Raw genomic sequence first — 20899 nt, 5'->3', positions numbered from 1 at the left:
TATGGAATTCACGATTCAACACTTTATCGCGCTTGCGCCGCTGTTGATCACCAGCGCCACGATCATCGTGGTGATGCTGGCGATCGCCTGGCGCCGCAATCACTCACAGACCTTCCTGCTGTCGGTGGCGGGGCTGAACCTGGCCCTGCTGTCGATCTTGCCGGCCCTGAAAGTCGCGCCCCTGGCGGTCACCCCGCTGATTCAGATCGACAGCTTCGCCTGCCTGTACATGGCGTTGATCCTGGTCGCCACCCTGGCCTGTGTCACCCTCGCCCACGCCTACCTCGGCGATGGCGGTTCGGGTTACCCGGGCAACCGCGAAGAGCTGTACCTGCTGATCCTGATGGCCGCCGCCGGTGGCCTGGTCCTGGTCAGCGCGCAGCACCTGGCCAGCCTGTTCATCGGCCTGGAACTGCTGTCGGTACCGGTCTATGGCCTGGTGGCCTACGCCTTCTTCAACAAGCGCTCCCTGGAAGCCGGCATCAAGTACATGGTGCTGTCGGCGGCCGGTTCCGCGTTCCTGTTGTTCGGCATGGCCCTGCTCTACGCCGAAGCCGGCACCCTGAGCTTCGTCGGCATCGGCCAGGCCCTGGCCGCCACCGGCCTGCCTAGCCCGATCGCGCAACTGGGCCTGGGCATGATGCTGATCGGCCTGGCGTTCAAGCTGTCGCTGGTACCGTTCCACCTCTGGACCCCGGACGTCTACGAAGGCGCCCCGGCGCCAGTGGCGGCGTTCCTGGCCACCGCTTCGAAAGTGGCGGTGTTCGCGGTCATGGTGCGTCTGTTCCAGATCTCGCCAGTGGCCAGCAGCGGTGTGCTGAGCAACGTACTGACCATCATCGCCATCGCGTCGATCCTGTTCGGTAACCTGCTGGCACTGACCCAGAGCAACCTCAAGCGTCTGCTGGGTTACTCGTCCATCGCCCACTTCGGCTACCTGCTGATCGCCCTGATCGCCAGCAAGGGCCTGGCCGTGGAAGCCATCGGCGTGTACCTGGTCACCTACGTGATCACCAGCCTCGGCGCCTTCGGTGTGATCACCCTGATGTCCTCGCCGTACAACGGCCGCGACGCCGACGCCCTGTACGAATACCGCGGCCTGTTCTGGCGCCGTCCGTACCTGACCGCCGTGCTGACCGTGATGATGCTGTCCCTGGCCGGCATCCCGCTGACCGCCGGCTTCATCGGCAAGTTCTACATCATCGCCACCGGCGTCGAGGCTCACCAATGGTGGCTGGTCGGCTCCCTGGTGCTGGGCAGTGCCATCGGCGTGTTCTACTACCTGCGCGTCATGGTCACCTTGTACCTGATGGAACCGAACCTGCGTCGCCACGACGCCGAGTTGCACTGGGAACAGAAGGCAGGCGGCGTGATGCTGCTGGCCATCGCCGTACTGGCGTTCTTCCTCGGTGTGTACCCGCAGCCGTTGCTGACCCTGGTTCAGCAGGCTGGCTTGACGGGCTGATCGTGTAGCGGTAGATCGTAGAAAACAGAAACGGCACCTTTGGGTGCCGTTTTTTTTTTAGGCCAGTGCCATGGACGTTAGCCTTGGACACTATTTATTCAGTTACCCGATATAGCTCATGACTCAGGCCCGCCACGGTGCAAGCGCCCCTTCGAAAAGTGAAAAGGCTCCATGCAGGAAACGGTTGAAGCGAGCGGCATCACGCCGCAGCCCTGCCTGCTGACCACCAATCAGGCACAGATGGGCCACCTGACCAATCACTTCTGCTTGCCCTGGCATATGGACCAGGCGGCGGCACGTCCGTATCGCGAAATCCAGTCGTCTTGTGTCAACACGCTGCTGAAACTCGCCTACCAACGGATCGTGCAGCGACCAGGCTCGGATGGAAACTTCCCGCCCAGGTTGTTTCTCAGCGGCAATACTCAAATAGCGTTTCAGGATTTCGCCCGCGCTACTGCCCTGCCCCGCATAAGCGAGCATGCGCTCCGTGTAGTCTTCTTCCCAAGCGGCCAGCAAGGTGCGGACAAAATCCTCGCGATTGCGGAAATGGTGATAGAACGATCCGCGGGTCACATTCAATCGGCGCGATAGACTCTCGGCCGAAACACCGGTATGCCCTATTTGGTCGAGGGCCTCAAAACCAGCCGCGATCCAATGGTTACGAGTCAGTTTTCTCACCGGTCATTTCGCTCCCTATTTAGCGCCATACAGACTGTGTATGGCGCGTAACCGATCGGTACGCTGCGAACACCAGCAGAGATGGCCGTTGCGTTTTGCACGCCAGCACTTTTCATGGAGCTCGCCTTGAAGAAAATCGTTCTGGTTGCTTTCGACCAATTCACTGATATCGACCTATTCCTGATGTGGGACATCTTAGGCCGCAACACTGAGGACTGGCACGTCCGAATATTGGGTTCCAGCGCTATCGTGCGGTCGGCGCACGGCCTGCCTGTTTCGGTGCACGGTCCGCTTTGCGAGGCCAACAGTGCCGACGCGGTATTGTTCGTCAGCGGCAAGGAAGGAATACCCGCTGCACTTGCCGCCCCGGATTTCCTGCCGTCGTTCGAACTTGACTCCAGACGCCAGCGAATCGGCTCCATATGCGCCGGAGCTTTCATTCTCGAACGGCTTGGGCTGCTCAACGGCCCAGCCACTACCCACCCGGATGCGCGATCGAGCTTGCAAGCTCTGGGACTTGAACCCATGGACCAGCCTCTTGTATGCCAGGGGAACGTTGCAACCGCTGGTGGATGCCTTTCGGCGCTCTATCTGGTGGGATGGTTGGTTGAATCCTGGTTCGATGCCGACAAGCGCCGTGCGACGTTGCTCCCTGTTCTGCCGGCTGGGCAGCAAGCGCTCTATGATGCCTTGATCGGGCTCAGTATCCGACAAGGAGAAGTTGGCGCCTTCCAACAAAAAACGCGACATGGCATGTCGTCGAATTGGTAGTTAGAACTCAGGAGATATCCCCGATGCCCCGAGAATTTGAGCTCATTATGTCCGTGCCAGTCCCCTCGGGGTCCGGCATCACCCACCTTTACAAGTCGATGAACCTGGCGGACGCTTTTGCGATTCGGCTTCCTGCGGGCACATCCGGCAATCCAGATTTGCTGGCTCGATTCATCTTTTCCCACCAGCCATCCTGGATCGGATGGCTCCTGAAAGTCCGGGACACTGTCGTTGCCTGTTTTGGCCTCAAGACAGCCAGACATTTGGCAACCCTTGCTGATCGGGTAGGCGTCTTCAAGGTCTACAGCACGAATCAGACTGAAATCGTGTTGGGAGAAGACGACAAGCACCTCGACTTCCGGATATCGATCCTGTGTTCTGGAGAGGCAGAGCCAGAAGACAGTCGCCAGTTGGTTCTTTCAACCGTGGTCCAGTGCCACAACCGTCTAGGCCGGGCCTACATCTTCGTTATCGCCCCGTTCCACCGCTTGGTTGTCAAAGCCAGCCTCCTGCGTGCAGCACGCGTCGGTTGGCCTCTGGCTACCTGCCCCTGAGGCTGGGAGCGCTGTATGGCCCACGCTACATCCACTTCCCAAGCAGGGCTATCCTCAACCCGCCAACCTGCGATCCCTGAAGGAGGAACAACGTTGAGTGTCGATATCGAGTGCGTCGTCGTAGGCGCTGGGGTCGTCGGGCTTGCCGTGGCGCGAGAGACGGCCCGAGCCGGGCATGAAGTGCTGCTGATCGAAGCCGCCGAAGCCATCGGCATGGGCATCAGCTCGCGCAACTCCGAAGTCATCCATGCGGGCATCTATTACCCACCGGGCAGTCTCAAGGCGCAGTTGTGCGTCGAAGGCCGACACCAGCTGTACACCTTTTGTGAAAGCCACGGCGTCGCCACCCGCCGGCTCGGCAAGTTGATCGTTGCCACGGATCAGGCGCAGGTGGCCGGACTCGAAACATTGCTTGAGCGTGGCTTGATGAACGGCGTGGACGACCTGCGCCTGCTCGACCAAGAACAGGCGCAGGCATTGGAACCGGCCCTGGCCTGTGTCGCCGCGCTGTATTCGCCTTCCACCGGTATCGTCGATTCCCACGCTCTGATGCTGGCCTTGCTGGGTGACGCCGAAGCGGCCGGGGCGAACATTGCTTTCCACACGCCTTTACTGGGTGCTCGCGTCATCACTGGGGGGTTCATGCTGGAATTGGGCGGCACGGCGCAAATGACCTTGTCCTGTCGCCTGCTGATCAACGCCGCCGGCCTCCAGGCACCTGCCCTCGCCCGCCGCATCGAAGGCCTGGAGATGCAATCGGTGCCCGAGGACTTTTTGTGCAAGGGCAACTACTTCAGCCTCGCCGGGCGAGCACCGTTCCGGCACTTGGTCTATCCCGCCCCGGAAGCCGCCGGCCTGGGCATCCACATGACGCTGGACCTGGCCGGCCAGGCGCGTTTCGGCCCGGACACAGAATGGGTCGAGTGCGAGGACTACCGAGTGGATCCGGCCCGGGCCGAAGCGTTTTACCCGGCGATCCGCAATTATTGGCCGGGCCTGCCGGACCAGAGCCTGCAACCGGCCTACAGCGGCATTCGCCCGAAGATCTGCGCGCCCGGCGAACCGGCCCGCGACTTTGTCATCAGCAGCGAGGCCGAACACCGGGTGCCAGGGTTGATCAACCTGCTCGGGATCGAATCGCCCGGGCTGACGTCCTGCCTGGCAATCGCCAGCCGGGTCCGACAACGGATCGAAAATGTCTAGCCACCAGCGCAAAGTGCAACGCGTTTTGCCCCCCGCTCATGCAGCTTGCACGACGCCGGAAATTCTTTTCGTTTCAACTTATTGTTTTTAAAGGGTTTTAAATCGATCTTCGGCTGGCACAGCTGATGCAATCCAGCTCTTACGCGGCGTAGGCGTCTCCAAGCCTGCCCGCTTCCGTGTATTGCCGAGGAGCTACCCATGAATGCCATCGATCTGTTGAAAGCCGACCACGAACGCGTCAAAGCCATCCTGACTCAACTGAGCGAGTCGACTGAACGCGCCGTGAAAAAACGTACCGACCTGTTGGCGAAACTGGAAATGGAAATTTCCATCCATACCCGCCTGGAAGAAGAAATTCTTTATCCGGCTTTCAAGCAGGCCGGTGGCAAGGACGAGGCCGAAATGTATTACGAGGCCAAGGAAGAACACCGTACCGTCGACTCCCTGGTGCTGCCAGACCTGAAAGCCACCGATCCAACCCAGCCGGAATTCGCCGGTCGGGTGAAAGTGGTCAAGGAACTGCTTGAGCACCACATCGAGGAAGAAGAAAAGGAAATGTTCCCGCACGCGAAAAAACTGCTGGGCAAGGCAAAACTCGATGCCTTGGGTGCAGACATGGAAACCATGAAAGCGCAGTACAAAAAAGAACTGAGCAGCGCCAACCTCGCCGCCTGATCAAAGCGCCGTAGATGCTTCAGCCGTCATGTGACGGCTGAATGCGCTGCGGCGCTTTATTGCATATGTTCACGCAAGAATTCCACCAACGCCTGAACCGGGCGTGCACTTTGCCGATGCTGGGGATACACCGCAGATAGCGCCAGCGGTTCGGTCTCGAAACCTTCCAGGACCTTGATCAGCCGCCCATCCTTCAAGGCGTCGCCGAGGATGAAAGCGGGCAGATAGGTGATGCCCATGCCGGCGATGGCCGCGTCCCTGAGCAAATCCCCGTTATTGGCGCGCATGCGTCCCGTGACCTCCAGGGTCAGCGGTTTGCCGGCCCCCACGAAACGCCACTGCACCTGACGACTGTGACCATAGGGCAGGCAGTCGTGATTGCGCAGGTCTTCAGGCCGCGCGGGTGTGCCTTTTTGCGCCAGGTAGGTCGGGCTGGCGCAGTACACCCGCTCGATAGTCGCGATGCGCCGGGCAATCAGCGTCGAATCCTCCAGCACGCCGATGCGCAGCGCCAGGTCATAGCCCTCTCCCAGCAGATCCACCGAGCGGTCGCTCAGGTCCACCTCGACGCTGACACCCGGATAGCGCTGCAGAAACAGCGGCAGCAGGCTGCCCAGGTGCGCCACGGCGAAGGACAGCGGTGCGCTGAGGCGAATGGTGCCGCGGGGTTCGCTGGTCTGGCCGCTGATGCCCTGCTCCACCTGTTCGACTTCATTGAGCAGGCGCAGCGCCGCTTCGTAATAGCGCTGGCCCAGGGGCGTGACGTCCAGCCGCCGGGTCGAGCGATTGAGCAGGCGTACGCCGAGGCGTTGTTCCAGTTCCATCAGCTTGCGGCTGACGAACTGCTTGGACAGCCCCAGTTTTTCCGCCGCAGCGGTGAAACTGCCCGACTCCATGACCTGGGCAAAGATGCGCATTTCTTCGAAGGGGTTCATTGTCATTCCTGGGGTGGACAGTCAGGGGGATTGGCTGGGCATTGTGGTCTTGGTGAGTCAGATTGCCTAGCTGTTGAATGTGCCACCGCTATCGCGAGCAAGCTTTGCTCCCACAGGTTTTCCCACAGATCCAATTGTGGGAGCGAGCTTGCTCGCGATAGCGGTGGCACAACTTGCGAGGCGCTGATGCCAGACACAAAAACGCCCGCACAAGGCGGGCGTCGTTCAGCATGGACTGCTTACTTGGCCGTCAGCGCCGAGTAGCTGTTCATCAGGTTGCGGTAGTTCGGAATGCGCTGGGACAGCAGGTTGCCCAGGCCTTCGATGTCGTTGCGCCAGTCGCGGTGCAGCTCACAGGCCACCGAGAACCAGTTCATCATCTGCGCGCCGGCAGCGGTCATGCGTACCCAGGCGGCCTGTTGCACGGTTTCGTTGAACGTACCCGAGGCGTCGGTCACCACGAACACGTCAAAACCTTCAGCCAGCGCCGACAGAGTCGGGAACGCCACGCAGACATCGGTGACCACGCCAGCGATGATCAGTTGCTTGCGGCCGGTGGCCTTGATCGCCTTGACGAAATCTTCGTTGTCCCAGGCATTGATCTGGCCTGGACGCGGGATGTACGGCGCGTCCGGGAACATTTCCTTGAGCTCCGGCACGATCGGACCGTTAGGGCCTTTTTCGAAGCTGGTGGTCAGGATGGTCGGCAGTTCGAAGAACTTCGCCAGGTCGGCCAAGGCCAGCACGTTGTTCTTGAACTCGTTGGGCGAGAAGTCCTGGACCAGGGAAATCAGGCCGGTCTGGTGATCGACCAGCAGGACGACCGCGTCGTCTTTGTTCAGACGGTTGTAGGCGGGAACGTTGCTCATGGGATGACTCCTTTGGGATGGATGCATTGAAAAACAATGTGGGAGCGAGCCTGCTCGCGATGACGGTGTGTCAGCTTGCGGCGATGTCGGATGTGCCGACGCCTTCGCGAGCAGGCTCGCTCCCACAGGGGAGAATCGGTGTGTTAGTCAAAAAGCAAAGCAGGAACAGCCAAACGCGCCCCAGAAGCCTTGGAAATCGCTGACCGGGACGTTCGACAACCTCGCCCGTTCATGGCTGTGGGAATGCACCGTGCACGGACCGCTGCACTGGTGGACCTGGGCCTGCAACGGCGACGTCGGGCGCCAGTGCCCTGGGACCTTGACCACCGGCGACCAGTCCGGCAGCACCGGGACGCTGGCCGGCCCGAGTTTTTCGAAGTCGCCGGCGGCATACACCACCTTGCCGTCGACCACGGTCAGCACCGACTCGATCCACTTGATGGCTTCTTCCTCGACGCTGAAGAAGTCCGCGCTCAGGGCCGCCAGGTCTGCCAATTGGCCGACCTTGATCTGGCCTTTCTTGCCCTGCTCCGATGAGAACCAGGCGCTGCCGTGGGTGAACAGCTCCAACGCGGTCAGGCGCGGCAGGCCCTCTTCGTGCAACGAAAGGCCGCCGACCGTGCGCCCGCTGACCATCCAGTACAACGAGGTCCACGGGTTGTAGCTGGAGACGCGGGTGGCGTCGGTGCCAGCGCCCACCGGCACGCCTTCGGCGAGCATGCGCTTGATCGGCGGCGTGGCTTCGGCGGCCTTGGCGCCGTAGCGGTCGACGAAATATTCACCCTGGAAGGCCATGCGATCCTGGATCGCAATCCCGCCGCCCAACGCCCGTACGCGCTCGATGTTCTTCGGCGTGATGGTCTCGGCATGGTCGAAGAACCAGGGCAGGCCGTTGAACGGAATGTCGCGGTTCACCTTCTCGAACACATCGAGCATGCGGCTGATGGATTCGTCGTAGGTGGCATGCAGGCGGAATGGCCAGCGCTGCTCCACCAGGTGCCGGACCACCGGCTCCAGGTCCTGCTCCATGCCCGGCGGCAGGTCCGGGCGCGGCTCGAGGAAGTCCTCGAAATCCGCCGCCGAGAACACCAGCATTTCCCCGGCGCCGTTGTGCCGCAGGAAGTCATCGCCCTGGTGCAACTTGACGCTGCCGGTCCAGTTCTTGAAGTCGCTGAGTTCTTCCTTGGGCTTCTGGGTGAACAGGTTGTAGGCGATGCGCACCGTCAACTGCTGCTCGCGGGCCAACTGCTCGATCACCGCATAGTCGTCCGGGTAGTTCTGGAAGCCGCCGCCAGCATCGATGGCACTGGTCAGGCCCAGACGATTGAGTTCACGCATGAACTGGCGAGTGGAGTTGACCTGGTACTCCAACGGCAGCTTCGGCCCTTTCGCCAGCGTCGAATAAAGGATCATTGCGTTAGGCCGCGCCACCAGCATGCCGGTGGGCTCGCCCTTGCTGTCACGCACGATCTCGCCACCCGGCGGGTTCGGCGTGTCACGGGTGTAGCCGGCCACCCGCAGCGCGGCACGGTTGAGCAAGGCACGGTCATACAGGTGCAATACGAACACTGGCGTATCGGGAGCAGCCTGGTTGAGCTCTTCCAGGGTCGGCATGCGTTTTTCGGCGAACTGGAATTCGTTCCAGCCGCCCACCACACGCACCCATTGTGGCGTCGGCGTGCGGTCGGCCTGGTCCTTGAGCATGCGCAAGGCATCGGCCAGGGATGGCACGCCCTCCCAGCGCAGCTCCAGGTTGTAGTTCAGGCCGCCGCGGATCAGGTGCAAGTGCGAGTCGTTGAGCCCGGGAATGACGGTGCGGCCCTTGAGGTCGATGACCTGGGTGCCGCTGCCACGCAAGGCCATGGCCTCGGCGTCGGTGCCGACCGCGACAAAGCGCCCCTGGCTGATGGCAACCGCACTGGCGCGGGGCTTTTCACGGTCGACGGTATGGAACTGGCCATTGAACAGAATCAGATCGGCGTTCATCGGATTTCCTTCTGGATGAGTAGAGGCAAGGGACAGCCGCGGCCAGAAAGCCGCCGCAGCGCTGAGCAAGGACCCGGCGGCGAGCAATTGGCGGCGCAGCGGATCGGTTGGGTCGTCCTTATTGGCCATGGCCGGGCTCCAGGTGCACGTGGGCTTTCGAGGCCTCAAGCCACGGTGCGAACAGACGGGTCGCCAGCGGCATGCACACGTACACCACAGAGAGCACGATGGTCAGGGTGATCAGGAACGTGGCGACCACGTAGTTGGAAAGAAAACTGTTGAGTTGCAGCAACGGCCCCCAGATCAGCGGTACCAGCAAGGTATGCGGCAGGATCACCAGCAGCGTCACCACGGCCTGCTTCCAGCGCGGCGGCGGTGTAGCCGCATCGGCCAGCGGGGTGAACCAGAACTCCTTGTGCGACCCGACTTCGGTCTTGTCACCGTCGGCCAGCAACGGCATGGCCTCCTCCACCAGTTCGCGGCGCTCGGGCGAGTCCAGCCAGCGCTGCATGGCCTCGGTGGAGCAGAAACGCAGCACGCAGGTGAACAGCGCCAGCCCGCCCTGCTTGCCCCGCACCACATCCACCCCCAAATGACCCGGCCACTGGCCGGCCACGCGCACCGTGCGACGCAACCAGGCCTCGTAGGCAGCCTCCTGGCCAACCTTGATCCGGTGCTTGACCACCAAGGTCACGATTTCATCGAAGCCGGGCCTGGCCGGGCTCGCGGTGGATTCAACGGTTTGAGACTCAGACATGGCGAAGCACTCCAACAAAACGCGTATTGATTGCCAGGCGTCCGGGCCCGGCGATAAACACACTGGTAAATACGATCAACAGCAACCAGCCGAACTGGCCTTCTTCCAGGCTCCATTGCGGGTGCACCACCAGCAGCGCCACCGCCAGCAGAAACAGGATCGGCAGGCACGCCAGGCGCACCAGCACACCGGCCATGATCAGCAGCGGACACAGCACCTCGGCGAAAATCGCCAGGATCAGGGTCGGCGCCGCGCCAAGGTGAAACGGGTCTTCGATACGGGTCAGCTCGACGCTGTAGTGCAACAGCTTCGGCAGCCCATGGACCCACAGCAGAAACAATCCGCCGCTCAAGCGCAGGAACAACAAGCCCAGATCCTGCAGCGGGCGCTCATCAGTCATGTTCATCGGTGGGCTCCGTCCGCAGTGATCGAGGCCGCCGCTGGCAGCGGTTGGGACATGTGACTGGCAATGCGCGAACGCAGCCAGCGCTCGGCCGGGTCGTTGTCATGCACGCCGCTCCAGACCATCGACAGTTCAGCGGCATTGATCTCGAACGGCGGGTCCTCGGCGCGCAGTGCGCAGCCTTCCACCAGCGCGCAGGCCGCATAGTCGGGCACGGTGGCGATCAGCTCGGTGCCGGCCAGCAAGGCCCGCAGCCCACTGAACTGCGGCACCGCCAGCACCACTTTGCGGGTCCGGCCGATGCGGGCCAGGTCCAGGTCGATGTTGCCGCTCAGGTCGCCCGAGAACGAGACCATGGCGTGGGGCCGCGAACAGTATTCATCCAGGGTCAAGGGCCCCGGGCGCTTGTCGCCACGCAAGACCTTGCAAGGAATGTCCCGCAGTTTCTTGCGCTTGGCATTGGCCGGCAGATCGGTGGTGTAGCTGACGCCGACGCTGATTTCACCGCTGGCCAGCAGCGACGACATCAGCAGGAAGTTGGCTCGGCGCACCACCACGATGATCCCCGGCGCTTCTTCGCGCAGCTGGCTCAGCAGCGGTGGAAACAGGCCGAATTCGGCATCGTCGGACAGACCGATGCGAAACACGTCGCAACTGGTGGACGGATCGAACGCCTTGGCCCGGCTGACCGCGCCAGAGATAGTGTCCATGGCCGGTTGCAGCTCTTGCAGGATCGCCAGGGCCCGCGGCGTCGGCTCCATGCCGCGACCGTGGCGGATCAGCAACGGATCATCGAACAGATCCCGCAGCCGCCCCAGCGCCGCGCTCACCGCCGGCTGGCCCATGAACAGCTTTTCGGCGACACGGGTCAGGTTTTTCTCGAACATCAGCGCCTCGAAGATCACCAGCAGGTTCATGTCGAGACGGCGTAAATCATTGCGGTTCATGGGTGTTGTTCCTGTTGAATGCCAATCCTGTGGGAGCAAGCTCGCTCCCACAGGTGTGTGGCTTGATCAACCCTGGATGAACGCCAGCAGGTCCGCGTTCAGGCGGTCCTTGTGAGTGTCGGTCAGGCCGTGGGGCGCGCCGGGGTAGATCAGCAGCTGCGAGTTCTTGAGCAACTTGGCGGCGGCGATGCCAGCCGTTTCGATGGGGACCACCTGATCGTCATCGCCATGGACCACCAGGGTCGGCACGTCGATGTTGCGCAGGTCTTCGGAAAGATCGGTCTCCGAGAACGCCTTGATGCAGTCATAGGTATTCTTGTGGCCGGCGAGCATGCCCTGCATCCAGAACCAGTCGATCATGCCTTGGGAGACTTTGGCGCCCGGACGGTTGGCACCGAAAAACGCGCTGGCCACATCCTTGTATAGCTGAGAACGGTCGGCCAGGGAGGCCTGGCGGAAACCGTCGAACACTTCCACAGGCAGGCCGCCGGGGTTGGCCGGGGTCTTGAGCATCAGCGGCGTCACCGCCGAAATCAGGCCGAGCTTGGCGACACGGGCAGCACCATGGCGGCCGATGTAGCGCGCCACTTCGCCACCGCCAGTGGAGAAGCCGAGCAACACCGCGTCCTTCAAATCCAGCCGCTCGATCAGCTCGGCCAGGTCATCGGCGTAGGTGTCCATGTCGTTGCCGTCCCAGGGCTGGCTGGAGCGCCCGTGCCCACGGCGGTCATGGGCGATTACCCGGTAGCCATTGGACGCCAGGAACATCATCTGCGCCTCCCAACTGTCCGAGTTCAACGGCCAGCCGTGGCTGAAGACCACCGGTTGACCGCTGCCCCAGTCCTTGTAGTAAATCTCGGTGCCGTCGCGGGTGATGAAGGTGCTCATGACGTGACTCCTTGAGGTGGGTGGATCGCTTTATGGTCCGGCCATGGGGGGCACCTGCGTGAGTTAAACGTTGTTAATTTTTTCGGAACCGGCGTGTTAAAAGCCCGCTCCCTCGCCACAGGGTCCGGCGCCTGGAAGGCAGGGAGTAGAGCCTGCGCCGTTGCGCTTGAAGCAAAACCTGAGGAATATGCTCGGGTAAAGCCCAGGCACCGGGACCAGAACATTGAGAGCAACATGAGCCAATACCTCAGCCTGCCCGTCGAACAGACGGTGCATTTCGGCCCTTACCGAGTCCATCCTCGCCAACGCCTGGTGCTCGAGGGTGGGCAACCGTTGCGCCTGGGACGGCGGGCCGTGGAGATTCTGCTGGTGTTGCTCGAGCACGCCGGCGAGGTGGTGAGCAAGCAGCAACTGATCGCCCGGGTCTGGCCCAGGAGCGTGGTGGAAGACACCAACCTGCGCGTGCACGTCGCGGCACTGCGCAAGGCCCTCGGGGATGGCCAGGCCGGGCAGCGCTACATCGTCACCGTGGCGCAGCGCGGCTACAGTTTTGTCGCGCCGCTGTCATTCGAGCCGTTCGACCAATGGGCGCACATCCCTCATCCGTCCTTGACGCGCAACCTGCCTCTGCAACGCACGCGCATGATCGGGCGCCAGGCCCTGGTGGAAAACCTGGTGGCCCAGCTACCGAGAAAACGCTTCATTACCCTGGTCGGTACCGGCGGCATCGGCAAGACCACCGTTGCCCTGCGGGTCGCTGAACGGCTGATCGGCCAGTACCGTGACGGCACGCATCTGCTGGACCTGGCATCGCTCAACGACGCGGCCATGATCGCCCCCAACCTGTGCGCCTTGCTCGACCTGCCACTGCAGGACGGTGATCCGCTGGACGCCATCGCCCGGCAGCTCAAGGAGCGGCATCTGCTGCTGGTGATCGACAACTGCGAGCACCTGATCGACGCCATCGCCCTGCTCAGCGAAACCCTGCTGCGCGGCGCACCCCACCTGCACATCCTGGCCACCAGCCGCGAAGGCCTGCGCGCCGAAGGCGAACACGTGCAGCGCCTGGACGCCCTGGCGTTCCCGCCCCGGGAAATGCCCATCGAGGGCTACCCCGCCCTGGAATACCCGGCGCTGCAACTGTTTGCCGAACGGGCGATGGCCAGCCGTGACGACTTCGAACTGAGCGACCGCGAGGTGCCGTTGGTGGTCGACATCTGCCAACGGCTGGACGGCATTCCCCTGGCCATCGAGCTGGCTGCCGCGCAAATCGGCCGTTTCACCCTGGAGGAGCTTCACCGGCAACTGCAAGACAGCGTCGCCCTGCTTCACAACGACTCCGACGCCGCACCGCGCCAGCAAACACTGCGCGCCACGCTGGACTGGAGCTTCGCGTTGCTCACGGCCTGCGAACAGACCTGCCTGCGGCGGCTGGCGGTGTTCATGGGCAGTTTCAACCTGGCCTCGGCCGCCGCGGTGATCGTCGGCAAGCATGTCGCGCCCGAACAGGTGCTGGTGTCGGTCAGCCAGTTGGTCGCCAAATCGTTGCTCAATGTAGAGATCGGCGATGAAGAGGTGCGCTATCGCCTGCTGGACACCACCCGCCGCTATGCCTTGGAACAACTGGCCGAAGCCGGGGAGCTGGCGGTCAGCCAGGAGCGCCACGCCGAACGCTGCCTGGCGCTCATGGGACAAGCGGAAAACGATTGGGAAAACACCCCCACCCGACTGTGGATCGCCCGCTATGCCGACTATCGCGACGACATCCGCGCGGCGCTCGACCGAGGCTTGGGCCCGCAGGGTTCACACGCCGTAGCGATCCGCCTGACCGCCCGTACCCTGCCCCTCTGGCAGGAACTGTCGCTGCTCAAGGAACACGGCCTCTACGTCAACAAAGCACTGCAATTGTTGCGGGCCAGCCCCGCGCCATGCCCGCGCTTGACCCTGGCCCTGGAGCTGGCCCATGCCAGTTTCAACTACCACACCGAGGGCGGCACGCCGGCCACTGTTCGAGCCTTCGCCACGGCCCGGCAACTGGCCCGGCAATGCCAGGACCTGGCCAGCGAGCTGCGGGCCGTGTCCGGGCAAATGACCGTCGACCTCAGTTGCGGTTACTACCAACAGGCCTTGGCACACAGCCGGGATTTCGACCGGTTGGGCTTGCAGGGCGACCCGACCCTGTCCTTGAGCACCCAACGCCTGCGGGTGCTGGCGTTGCATTTCACCGGCGACCAGCGCGCGGCGCGGCGCGAAGCCGAACAGGTGATCCAGCGCCTGGCCCAGAGCGGTCACCTCAGCCGCTTCAGCCACGGCTTCGGCGTGCAATACGATCAGAGCGTGGCCGCGCTGACGGTTCTGGCGCGCATCCTCTGGCTGCAAGGTTTTGCCGAGAAAGCCCAGCGTACCGCCAACCTGGCGCTGCAGATCGCCGTGCAGATCAACCACGGTATTTCGATCTGCTACACCTTGGCGCTGGCCGGTTGCGTGATCGCCCACTACACCGGCGATCATTCGACTGCCAGGAAAAGGCTCGACCTGTTGAAGCAGCAGGCCAAGAAACATTCGGTGATGCTGTTCCATGACTGGGCTTGCCATTACGACCACGCATTCGACGATCAGCCCCTGGCAACACGCCCGACAAACGGGTTGATCCAGGACATCGCCGTCACCCTGCGCAGCGACTTCGTCAGCCCGGTGCAAATCGAACGGGCCCGCAGCGGTGCCGCGGGCTGGTGTTCGGCGGAGATCCTGCGGGCCGGTGCCGAGACCTTGCTGGCGCGCAATGAACCGTCCCTGGAAGAAGCCGCCGAAGCGCAACTGCTGGCCGCCTTGGCCGTGGCACGTCGTCACCAAGCCCTGGCCTGGGAACTGCGCAGCGCCACGTCCCTGGCCCGTTTGTGGCAGCGCCAAGGGCAGGCGCATGCCGCGCAGGCACTGCTCGGCCCCGTCTATCGACGCTTCACCGAAGGTTTCGAGACCCCCGACCTATTGGACGCCAGCGTGCTGCTCCAGGCGCTGACTTGACGGTTGGGGCCTTGAACGCCGGACTCCCCAGGCACCTTGCAGCACGTAACGCCGATGAAACACAGGCCACTGACCACTGCGCCGCAGTTTGTCCATGGCATAGGCGCGAGTGGTGTGGAGCAGATGGAAGCGCCCCCCTTCGGCAAGCGGTTCGACCATCAGCAGTGACACGCTCACCAGCCGCGACAGCAGCGAGGGTAATTGCCCGACACTCAGTTCAGCGCAACTGATCACGGCCAGCGCCGCCTTGAGCGTAAACGGCCCCTCGAACACCGCCAGGCGCCGGAATGCGGTTTGTTCGTCAGCGCTCAAACGCTCGAAACTCGAGTCCAACACCGCCTCCAGGCTGCGGTGCCGGGCCACCGCCGTACGCCGCCCATGGCTCAAGAGTGATAAACCGTGATCCAGTTGTTCCAGGACGCCAGCCACTCCCAAGGCATCGACCTGGGCCGCCGCCAGTTCCAACGCCAGCGGCAATCCGTCCAGGCGCTGGCAGATCTGTGCGAGCGTCGGCCAGTCGCGGCCACCCGGCTTGAAACCCTCCTGCCGGGCACCAACCCGTTCCATCAGCAACTGCACCGCCGGGCATGCCTCGATCTGGTGCTCCGGTTCCAGGGGCGACGCCACGGCCAGGCCCGGCAGTGACACAATCCTTTCATCCGGCAAGTCCAAGGGTTCGCGACTGCTGAGCAGCAGCGACACCCCAGGCGCCGCAGCCACTGCCTGGACCAGCTCCCTACAAGCGTCGAGCAGATGCTCGCAACCGTCGAGCACCAGCAACATCCGACAGGGTTCGAGGCAGCGGGCCAAAGCACCCTGCTCCACGCCCAGCACGCCGGCCACTTGCGCCACCACTTGTGAGGGATCGCTGGCGGCCGCCAGGTCAACAAACCAGGCACCGTCCTCAAAGTGTTCGAGCAGCAGCTCCGCCACCCGCAACACCACGGTGGTCTTGCCGACCCCGCCGGGGCCGGTCACGGTGGTCACGGCTTGACGGGGCACTTGCGCCAGTAACCGTCCCAGGAATTTGTCGCGACCCACCACCGGGCTCAAGCGCGCGGGCAGATTGTGCCGCTCGGTTTGGGGGCTGAAAGGCGACTCAACGCGCTCCTGCGCCACCAGGGGCAGCGCAAGGCAATAACCTTGTCGAGGATGATTGAGGATATAGCGAGCGCCGCCCCGCCCGTCACCGAAGGCCCGCCGCAGCGCCGCGATGTGCACCCGCAGGTTGATGGCCTCCACGACGCTGTCTGGCCAGACGTGGGCGATGAGTGTTTGCTTGCTGACGTAGTGGCCGGCGTGTTCCACCAGCACCTGCAGGACGTCCAGGGCACGGCCGCCCAGCGCAAGGGGCTGGCCGTCACGGGTGACCAGCCGCTGCTGCCGGTAGAAGGCGAACGGACCGAAGCCCACCGCCGGCTCGCTATCGGGTTTGACGTAACTGTTCATGGGCGATCCAGCGCCGGATAACCGGTGCGGGCGTCAGCGTGCGGATCACCGACCACGTCTGCCCTGGCTCCTGCGCATCCTTTCCAAAGGGTTCGCCGTTATCTTGGCAGGCGCAGGCCTCAGGACAATGCTGGCACAGGGAGCGCCACGGACATCACGGTGCCCTGGACGGACACCGATGGCTCAACTGAACTGCTGGCGATACTGCACCGGGGTCAGGCCGAGCTTTTCACCGAACAAAAAGCGCATGTGCCGCACGCTGCCGAAGCCACTGCGAAACGCCACGGTCTTGAGCGGCAGGTCGGTGGTTTCCAGCAATTGACGCGCCCGGTCGATGCGCGCGCCCTGCAGGAACTCCATGGGTGTCATCTTCACCTCACGGGCGAAGACCCGGGCGAAATGCCGCGCGCTCATGGCGGCCAACGCGGCCATGCGCTCGATGGTGAAGGGTTCATCCAGATGTTCCATCACATGATTCTGCACGCGGGTAATGGCCGACTCCTGCGTCGACACCGCCGCCACCGAGGGGCTGAACTGCGCCTGTCCACCCTGGCGTTTCATCACCACCAACAACACCTTGGCCACGTCCAACGCAACTTTGCGACCGTGGTCCTGAGCGACGATGGAAAGGGCCAGGTCGATCCCGGCGGTGACGCCGCCGGAGGTGATCAGGCGCCGGTCCTGCAGGAAGATCTTGTCGGTTTCCACCAGCGCCTTGGGGAAACGTTGTATCAGGCGGTCGGTGTAATGCCAGTGGGTGGTGACGTGATAATCGTCGAGCAAGCCCGCCTCACCGAGCACAAAGGCCCCGGTGCAGATGGAGCCGTAGCGCGTAGCCCGTTGTGCCGCGGCCCGCAACCAGATGTGCAGCCCCGGATGCTGGTCGTTATAGGCCCCCGGCCCGCCCGGCACCAGCAACACGTCATAAGCCGCCCATGCCTGGTCGATATGGATATCGGCCTGGACCATCACGCCGTTGGACGCCCGCAATGCCCCGCGCTCGGTTCCCAGGGTCAGCAATTGATAACGCAGGTCCCCTGCGAGGTAGCGATTGGCGATGGAAAACACCTCCATAGGCCCGGCCATGTCGAGCAGCAAAAAATCCGGGAACAGCACCATTGCAACGGTTTTCATCGGGGATACGCCAAAAAATCCAGAACTTGTAAATGTCCCATGTGGGAGCGAGCCTGCTCGCGATAGCGGACAATCAGTCAACACAAGCGCAAGCTGGACCGACGCTATCGCGAGCAGGCTCGCTCCCACAGGTTTTATAGCTTCAAAGTCTCAGCATTATGTCGAAGCGAAGCATCTGCCGGTAGGGTTGTCTATTGTCCACCCAAAACGGACAGTCTTTCGTTTTTCACCTACTTATTGAACATATGGATAACCATTAACCTTCTTCTGAACCCGGCGAACGGCCCAGCCGTCGCCCACAGACATCAGGAGAATTGATCATGCTGACCCTTCGCAAAGCTTCGGATCGCGGCATTGCCCGCCACGGCTGGCTGACCTCGTTCCACACCTTCTCGTTCGCCAACTACCGTGACCTCAACGAACAGGGCTTCTCCGACCTGTTGGTCATCAACGATGACCGGGTCGCCGCCGCCAAGGGTTTCGGCCAGCATCCCCACCGGGACATGGAGATCTTTTCCTATGTGCTCGAAGGGGCGCTGGAACACAAGGACACCCTGGGCACAGGCTCGGTCATTCGCCCGGGTGACGTGCAGTTGATGAGCGCCGGCAGCGGCGTGGCCCACAGCGAGTTCAACCATAGCGCGGACGAGCTGGTGCACTTCCTGCAGATCTGGATCGTGCCCAACGTCAGCGGTGCCACACCACGCTACCAACAGGAGCATTTCAGCAGCGAGCAGAAACGCGGTCGCCTGCAATTGATCATCTCCCCCGACGGCGCCGACGGCTCGCTCCAAGTGCACCAGAATGCACGGGTCTACGCCGGGTTGTTCGATGGCCAGGAAAGCGCCACCTTGACCCTGGCCCCGGATCGCTATGCCTACGTGCACGTGGCACGAGGCGCTGTCGAGCTCAACGGCATACCGTTACAGGAAGGTGATGGCGTGCGGGTGCGCGAGGAGCAGGTCCTGACCTTCAGTAACGGCCAGGATGCCGAAGTGCTGGTGTTCGATCTGCGGCCGCAGGAACTGCCACAGATGCCGTGAAGCAACCGTGCCCCCTTGTGGGAGTGAGCCAGCCCCCACAAGGGTTATCTTGCGCAATAAGCGAAGAAAGATTCGAAAGTCCTGAATCCATGATCAATGACGTATTTCAGGCGAAAAACATCTAAAAAAAATCAGCCAACCTGAATAATTCAGGCTTTGATAATGGAGGGTGGCGTATTTGGAGAGATTCACTGGGCCGCCTCAAATGCGTTCCTCTGTTGCCACGAGCCAGGTCGATCTATAAAGTTCCCGAAACGATCTCGTTTCTGACCAATGGTCGTCGGATACTAACCAACGCAAATTGACTCAATGCACGCGCCAAGGCAAAATGATTTCACTTTGCCACTAATTCTCCTGACTTGCTTATTCACGGAAGAAAGCATGAAAATCGTTATATCCCTCGCGTTACTCTCTATTGCGTGCAGTGCGGCCGCGGACGTCCAGAACATCAAGTACCTCTACGATGATTCGGATGCGGTGTACTCCATCGTTTCGTTTGTCGACGACGGTCCAGCCATCCAGGCCACCATACAAAGATCGGGCGCTTACTTCACCAACTACACAAAGCTTGAACTCGACTGCGCCACCCGCAATGTTCGGCACATGGGGATGTACAACAGCCTTTCAGGGGTGGAAAAAGCTCAGTTCGACCAGATGGAAGGGCGAATCGTCGATGGCTCGATAGCCGACGAAGTTGGAAAAGTGCTCTGCAAGGACACAACCCTGACCGCTTCGCAAGCAGCGAAGCAAACTGAAGACCTGCCCTCCGAAACACGGACAGGCGATAACACCTGATTTATGTCCGCAGCGCGGAAGCTGTGCAGGAGCAGCTCCCGCGCTAAAGCGCGGCAACGCCCTCTCCCCACCCTAACAACTCATCCCTGATTTGCCAGCGTCTTCATCGCACGGTTTGTTTGCGCTCCGATTTCGAGCGATAGCTACCAGGTGGCACACCAAAAAAATCCCGGAAACGACGCTGGAAGTGCGGGGAGCTGACGAAGCCCGTCGCCACGGCGATTTCGGTCACGGATCGATTGGTTTGCTGGATGAGCTGGCGGGCACGCGTCAAGCGCAGTTCCAGGTAATAGCGTGTGGGAGTCGCACCGAGAAAACTGCAGAACCGCCGCTCCAACTGCCGCTTGGAAATCTTGACGCACGCCGCCAGCTCATCGATGGTCAACGGCTCTTCTACGTTTTGCCACATCAGTTCCAGAGCCAGCTTGAGGCTTTCCGGCAGTGTCGGGTCGGTCTCGACGAAAACCGGCGGCAAGTCCGTCGCATCATCGCCAGACTCATCACAGCGAAGAATTTCCTCGATGGCGCCCACGAGCGCCGCCCCGCCCGTCTGGCGAATCAATTGGAGCATCATGCGCAGCGAACTGTTGGCGCCCGCGCAACTGACCCGTTCCCGATCAACCACATAGGCCCGGCTGGACACCTTCACGTGGGGAAACACCTCCGCCATCATGGCGCGGCTTTCCGGGTGGACAGCGCATTCGAAACCATCCAGCAGATTGGCATCGGCAACGAAGAAGGCACCGTTCCACAACCCGCCCAGGATCGCCCCGGACGCCGCATGGGCGCGCAGCTTGCGGCGCAGCAAGGGATGGCCTTGCAACTTCACGCGAAAGCCCCCGGCGACGATCAGCACGTCCTGGTTTTCCGGCATCTGCGCCAGTTCGATGTCGGTCGAGATGACAATGCCCAGGTCGCTCGTGACTTGCCCACCTGAAACCCCCACCGTCAGCACCTCGTAGAGGGGCATGTCGCTCATCAGGTTGGCGGTCACCAGCGCATCCACCGCACCGGTGAAAGACATCATCGAGAAGTTGTCCATCAATACAAACGCGACGCGGATCGGCGCCTGGCTGGCGGGCGCCGCGCCGAGCGGTCGATAAGCCATGTTCTTGTTTTTGAGTACGCTCTCGAATGCGCTTGGCATAGGGCCTCGTTAATACATTAAAGACGATGAGGATTGCTGCACGAGGGTGCCTTGAACCCCAGGGCGAAGGCGCAGGGCAAACCACGTTATCTTCCAGACTAGTGACGCCGGCTGCAATCGCGCCTGCGCCGTCTACCGATCATCCCGCGCCAAAATGGCAAGCCTCAAGTGCCTAC

Annotated in this window: 19 protein-coding genes; 8 read left to right on the top strand and 11 right to left on the bottom strand. The window is 62.2% G+C overall.

Translation table 11 applies throughout. The annotated features are described in order from the left end of the window. Nucleotide 1 precedes the first annotated feature (1 nt). On the top strand, nucleotides 2-1465 hold the full coding sequence (nuoN, locus tag F7R20_RS17055) for an NADH-quinone oxidoreductase subunit NuoN (RefSeq protein ID WP_003203388.1): 1464 nt from the start codon (nucleotides 2-4) through the stop codon (nucleotides 1463-1465). 123 nt (nucleotides 1466-1588) lie between these two features. Here nuoN and F7R20_RS17050 read toward each other — a convergent pair whose 3' ends face one another. Then, the gene (locus F7R20_RS17050; RefSeq protein ID WP_003203390.1) at nucleotides 1589-2143 is read right to left on the bottom strand and encodes a TetR/AcrR family transcriptional regulator; all 555 of its coding nucleotides are present in this window, start codon (nucleotides 2141-2143) and stop codon (nucleotides 1589-1591) included. 126 nt (nucleotides 2144-2269) lie between these two features. Between F7R20_RS17050 and F7R20_RS17045 the strand changes: the two genes are divergently transcribed. From F7R20_RS17045 to F7R20_RS17030, 4 genes are all read left to right on the top strand, one after another. Then, on the top strand, nucleotides 2270-2914 hold the full coding sequence (locus F7R20_RS17045; protein WP_003203392.1) for a DJ-1/PfpI family protein: 645 nt from the start codon (nucleotides 2270-2272) through the stop codon (nucleotides 2912-2914). 23 nt (nucleotides 2915-2937) lie between these two features. Continuing rightward, nucleotides 2938-3468 (top strand): DUF2867 domain-containing protein, encoded by a 531-nt coding sequence (locus F7R20_RS17040; RefSeq protein ID WP_013693712.1) that lies wholly within the window; start codon nucleotides 2938-2940, stop codon nucleotides 3466-3468. Nucleotides 3469-3561: 93 nt separating this feature from the next. Next, nucleotides 3562-4671 carry an NAD(P)/FAD-dependent oxidoreductase gene (locus tag F7R20_RS17035; RefSeq protein ID WP_003203394.1) on the top strand — a complete coding sequence of 370 codons (1110 nt, stop codon included), beginning with the start codon at nucleotides 3562-3564 and terminating at the stop codon, nucleotides 4669-4671. A gap of 198 nt (nucleotides 4672-4869) precedes the next feature. Next, on the top strand, nucleotides 4870-5346 hold the full coding sequence (locus F7R20_RS17030; protein ID WP_003203396.1) for a hemerythrin domain-containing protein: 477 nt from the start codon (nucleotides 4870-4872) through the stop codon (nucleotides 5344-5346). Between the two features lie 56 nt (nucleotides 5347-5402). On the opposite strand, the gene F7R20_RS17025 is transcribed toward F7R20_RS17030, so the two are convergent. From F7R20_RS17025 to F7R20_RS16995, 7 genes are all read right to left on the bottom strand, one after another. Continuing rightward, nucleotides 5403-6281, bottom strand: coding sequence for a LysR family transcriptional regulator (locus F7R20_RS17025; protein WP_003203398.1), 879 nt, complete (start codon nucleotides 6279-6281; stop codon nucleotides 5403-5405). A gap of 239 nt (nucleotides 6282-6520) precedes the next feature. Then, a complete protein-coding gene (gene ycaC, locus F7R20_RS17020) occupies nucleotides 6521-7150 on the bottom strand; it encodes an isochorismate family cysteine hydrolase YcaC (RefSeq protein ID WP_003203400.1) in 630 nt (209 codons plus the stop codon). A gap of 147 nt (nucleotides 7151-7297) precedes the next feature. Continuing rightward, a complete protein-coding gene (locus F7R20_RS17015; RefSeq protein ID WP_003203401.1) occupies nucleotides 7298-9136 on the bottom strand; it encodes an amidohydrolase in 1839 nt (612 codons plus the stop codon). 118 nt (nucleotides 9137-9254) lie between these two features. Continuing rightward, the gene (locus F7R20_RS17010) at nucleotides 9255-9893 is read right to left on the bottom strand and encodes an antibiotic biosynthesis monooxygenase (protein WP_003203402.1); all 639 of its coding nucleotides are present in this window, start codon (nucleotides 9891-9893) and stop codon (nucleotides 9255-9257) included. After that, a complete protein-coding gene (locus tag F7R20_RS17005; protein ID WP_003203404.1) occupies nucleotides 9886-10299 on the bottom strand; it encodes a DoxX family protein in 414 nt (137 codons plus the stop codon). The genes F7R20_RS17010 and F7R20_RS17005 overlap by 8 nt, the downstream gene beginning before the upstream one ends. Further along, nucleotides 10296-11243, bottom strand: a complete 948-nt coding sequence (locus tag F7R20_RS17000; RefSeq protein ID WP_013693718.1) for a LysR family transcriptional regulator — start codon at nucleotides 11241-11243, stop codon at nucleotides 10296-10298. Before F7R20_RS17000 ends, F7R20_RS17005 begins: the two co-directional genes overlap by 4 nt. Nucleotides 11244-11309: 66 nt before the next feature. Then, nucleotides 11310-12131 carry an alpha/beta fold hydrolase gene (locus tag F7R20_RS16995; protein WP_003203408.1) on the bottom strand — a complete coding sequence of 274 codons (822 nt, stop codon included), beginning with the start codon at nucleotides 12129-12131 and terminating at the stop codon, nucleotides 11310-11312. A gap of 234 nt (nucleotides 12132-12365) precedes the next feature. Here F7R20_RS16995 and F7R20_RS16990 point away from each other — a divergent pair, with 234 nt between their 5' ends. Continuing rightward, nucleotides 12366-15155 carry an ATP-binding protein gene (locus F7R20_RS16990; RefSeq protein ID WP_003203410.1) on the top strand — a complete coding sequence of 930 codons (2790 nt, stop codon included), beginning with the start codon at nucleotides 12366-12368 and terminating at the stop codon, nucleotides 15153-15155. On the opposite strand, the gene F7R20_RS16985 is transcribed toward F7R20_RS16990, so the two are convergent. Further along, nucleotides 15117-16604, bottom strand: a complete 1488-nt coding sequence (locus F7R20_RS16985) for an ATP-binding protein (protein WP_003203412.1) — start codon at nucleotides 16602-16604, stop codon at nucleotides 15117-15119. The two genes, F7R20_RS16990 and F7R20_RS16985, sit on opposite strands and share 39 nt — an antisense overlap. A 183-nt stretch (nucleotides 16605-16787) precedes the next feature. Further along, nucleotides 16788-17738 (bottom strand): GlxA family transcriptional regulator, encoded by a 951-nt coding sequence (locus F7R20_RS16980; protein WP_003203414.1) that lies wholly within the window; start codon nucleotides 17736-17738, stop codon nucleotides 16788-16790. A gap of 320 nt (nucleotides 17739-18058) precedes the next feature. Here F7R20_RS16980 and F7R20_RS16975 point away from each other — a divergent pair, with 320 nt between their 5' ends. Then, nucleotides 18059-18781 (top strand): pirin family protein, encoded by a 723-nt coding sequence (locus F7R20_RS16975; RefSeq protein ID WP_003203416.1) that lies wholly within the window; start codon nucleotides 18059-18061, stop codon nucleotides 18779-18781. 381 nt (nucleotides 18782-19162) lie between these two features. Next, nucleotides 19163-19576: a hypothetical protein gene (locus F7R20_RS16970; protein ID WP_003203418.1), complete on the top strand. Its 414-nt coding sequence runs from the start codon at nucleotides 19163-19165 to the stop codon at nucleotides 19574-19576. Between the two features lie 103 nt (nucleotides 19577-19679). Here the strand turns inward: F7R20_RS16970 and F7R20_RS16965 are convergent, their stop codons facing one another. Continuing rightward, entirely contained in the window at nucleotides 19680-20723 is a 1044-nt protein-coding gene (locus F7R20_RS16965) for a GlxA family transcriptional regulator (protein WP_003203420.1), read from the bottom strand. Nucleotides 20724-20899: the final 176 nt, after the last annotated feature.

The organism is Pseudomonas brassicacearum subsp. brassicacearum (assembly GCF_008801605.1).
Taxonomy (GTDB): Bacteria; Pseudomonadota; Gammaproteobacteria; order Pseudomonadales; family Pseudomonadaceae; genus Aquipseudomonas; species Aquipseudomonas brassicacearum.
Note: the sequence above shows the minus strand (reverse complement) of the source record. Positions and strands in the feature narration are given on the sequence as shown.

Bases quoted from the DNA above. Each gene is read 5' to 3' on its own strand.
- F7R20_RS16975 (WP_003203416.1), top strand. From the start codon at position 18,059: ATGCTGACCCTTCGCAAAGCTTCGGATCGCGGCATTGCCCGCCACGGC.
- F7R20_RS17025 (WP_003203398.1), bottom strand. From the start codon at position 6,281: ATGAACCCCTTCGAAGAAATGCGCATCTTTGCCCAGGTCATGGAGTCG.
- F7R20_RS17040 (WP_013693712.1), top strand. From the start codon at position 2,938: ATGCCCCGAGAATTTGAGCTCATTATGTCCGTGCCAGTCCCCTCGGGG.
- F7R20_RS16980 (WP_003203414.1), bottom strand. From the start codon at position 17,738: ATGAAAACCGTTGCAATGGTGCTGTTCCCGGATTTTTTGCTGCTCGAC.
- F7R20_RS17030 (WP_003203396.1), top strand. From the start codon at position 4,870: ATGAATGCCATCGATCTGTTGAAAGCCGACCACGAACGCGTCAAAGCC.
- F7R20_RS16965 (WP_003203420.1), bottom strand. From the start codon at position 20,723: ATGCCAAGCGCATTCGAGAGCGTACTCAAAAACAAGAACATGGCTTAT.
- F7R20_RS16985 (WP_003203412.1), bottom strand. From the start codon at position 16,604: ATGAACAGTTACGTCAAACCCGATAGCGAGCCGGCGGTGGGCTTCGGT.
- ycaC (WP_003203400.1), bottom strand. From the start codon at position 7,150: ATGAGCAACGTTCCCGCCTACAACCGTCTGAACAAAGACGACGCGGTC.
- nuoN (WP_003203388.1), top strand. From the start codon at position 2: ATGGAATTCACGATTCAACACTTTATCGCGCTTGCGCCGCTGTTGATC.
- F7R20_RS17000 (WP_013693718.1), bottom strand. From the start codon at position 11,243: ATGAACCGCAATGATTTACGCCGTCTCGACATGAACCTGCTGGTGATC.
- F7R20_RS16970 (WP_003203418.1), top strand. From the start codon at position 19,163: ATGAAAATCGTTATATCCCTCGCGTTACTCTCTATTGCGTGCAGTGCG.
- F7R20_RS16995 (WP_003203408.1), bottom strand. From the start codon at position 12,131: ATGAGCACCTTCATCACCCGCGACGGCACCGAGATTTACTACAAGGAC.
- F7R20_RS17010 (WP_003203402.1), bottom strand. From the start codon at position 9,893: ATGTCTGAGTCTCAAACCGTTGAATCCACCGCGAGCCCGGCCAGGCCC.
- F7R20_RS16990 (WP_003203410.1), top strand. From the start codon at position 12,366: ATGAGCCAATACCTCAGCCTGCCCGTCGAACAGACGGTGCATTTCGGC.
- F7R20_RS17015 (WP_003203401.1), bottom strand. From the start codon at position 9,136: ATGAACGCCGATCTGATTCTGTTCAATGGCCAGTTCCATACCGTCGAC.
- F7R20_RS17005 (WP_003203404.1), bottom strand. From the start codon at position 10,299: ATGAACATGACTGATGAGCGCCCGCTGCAGGATCTGGGCTTGTTGTTC.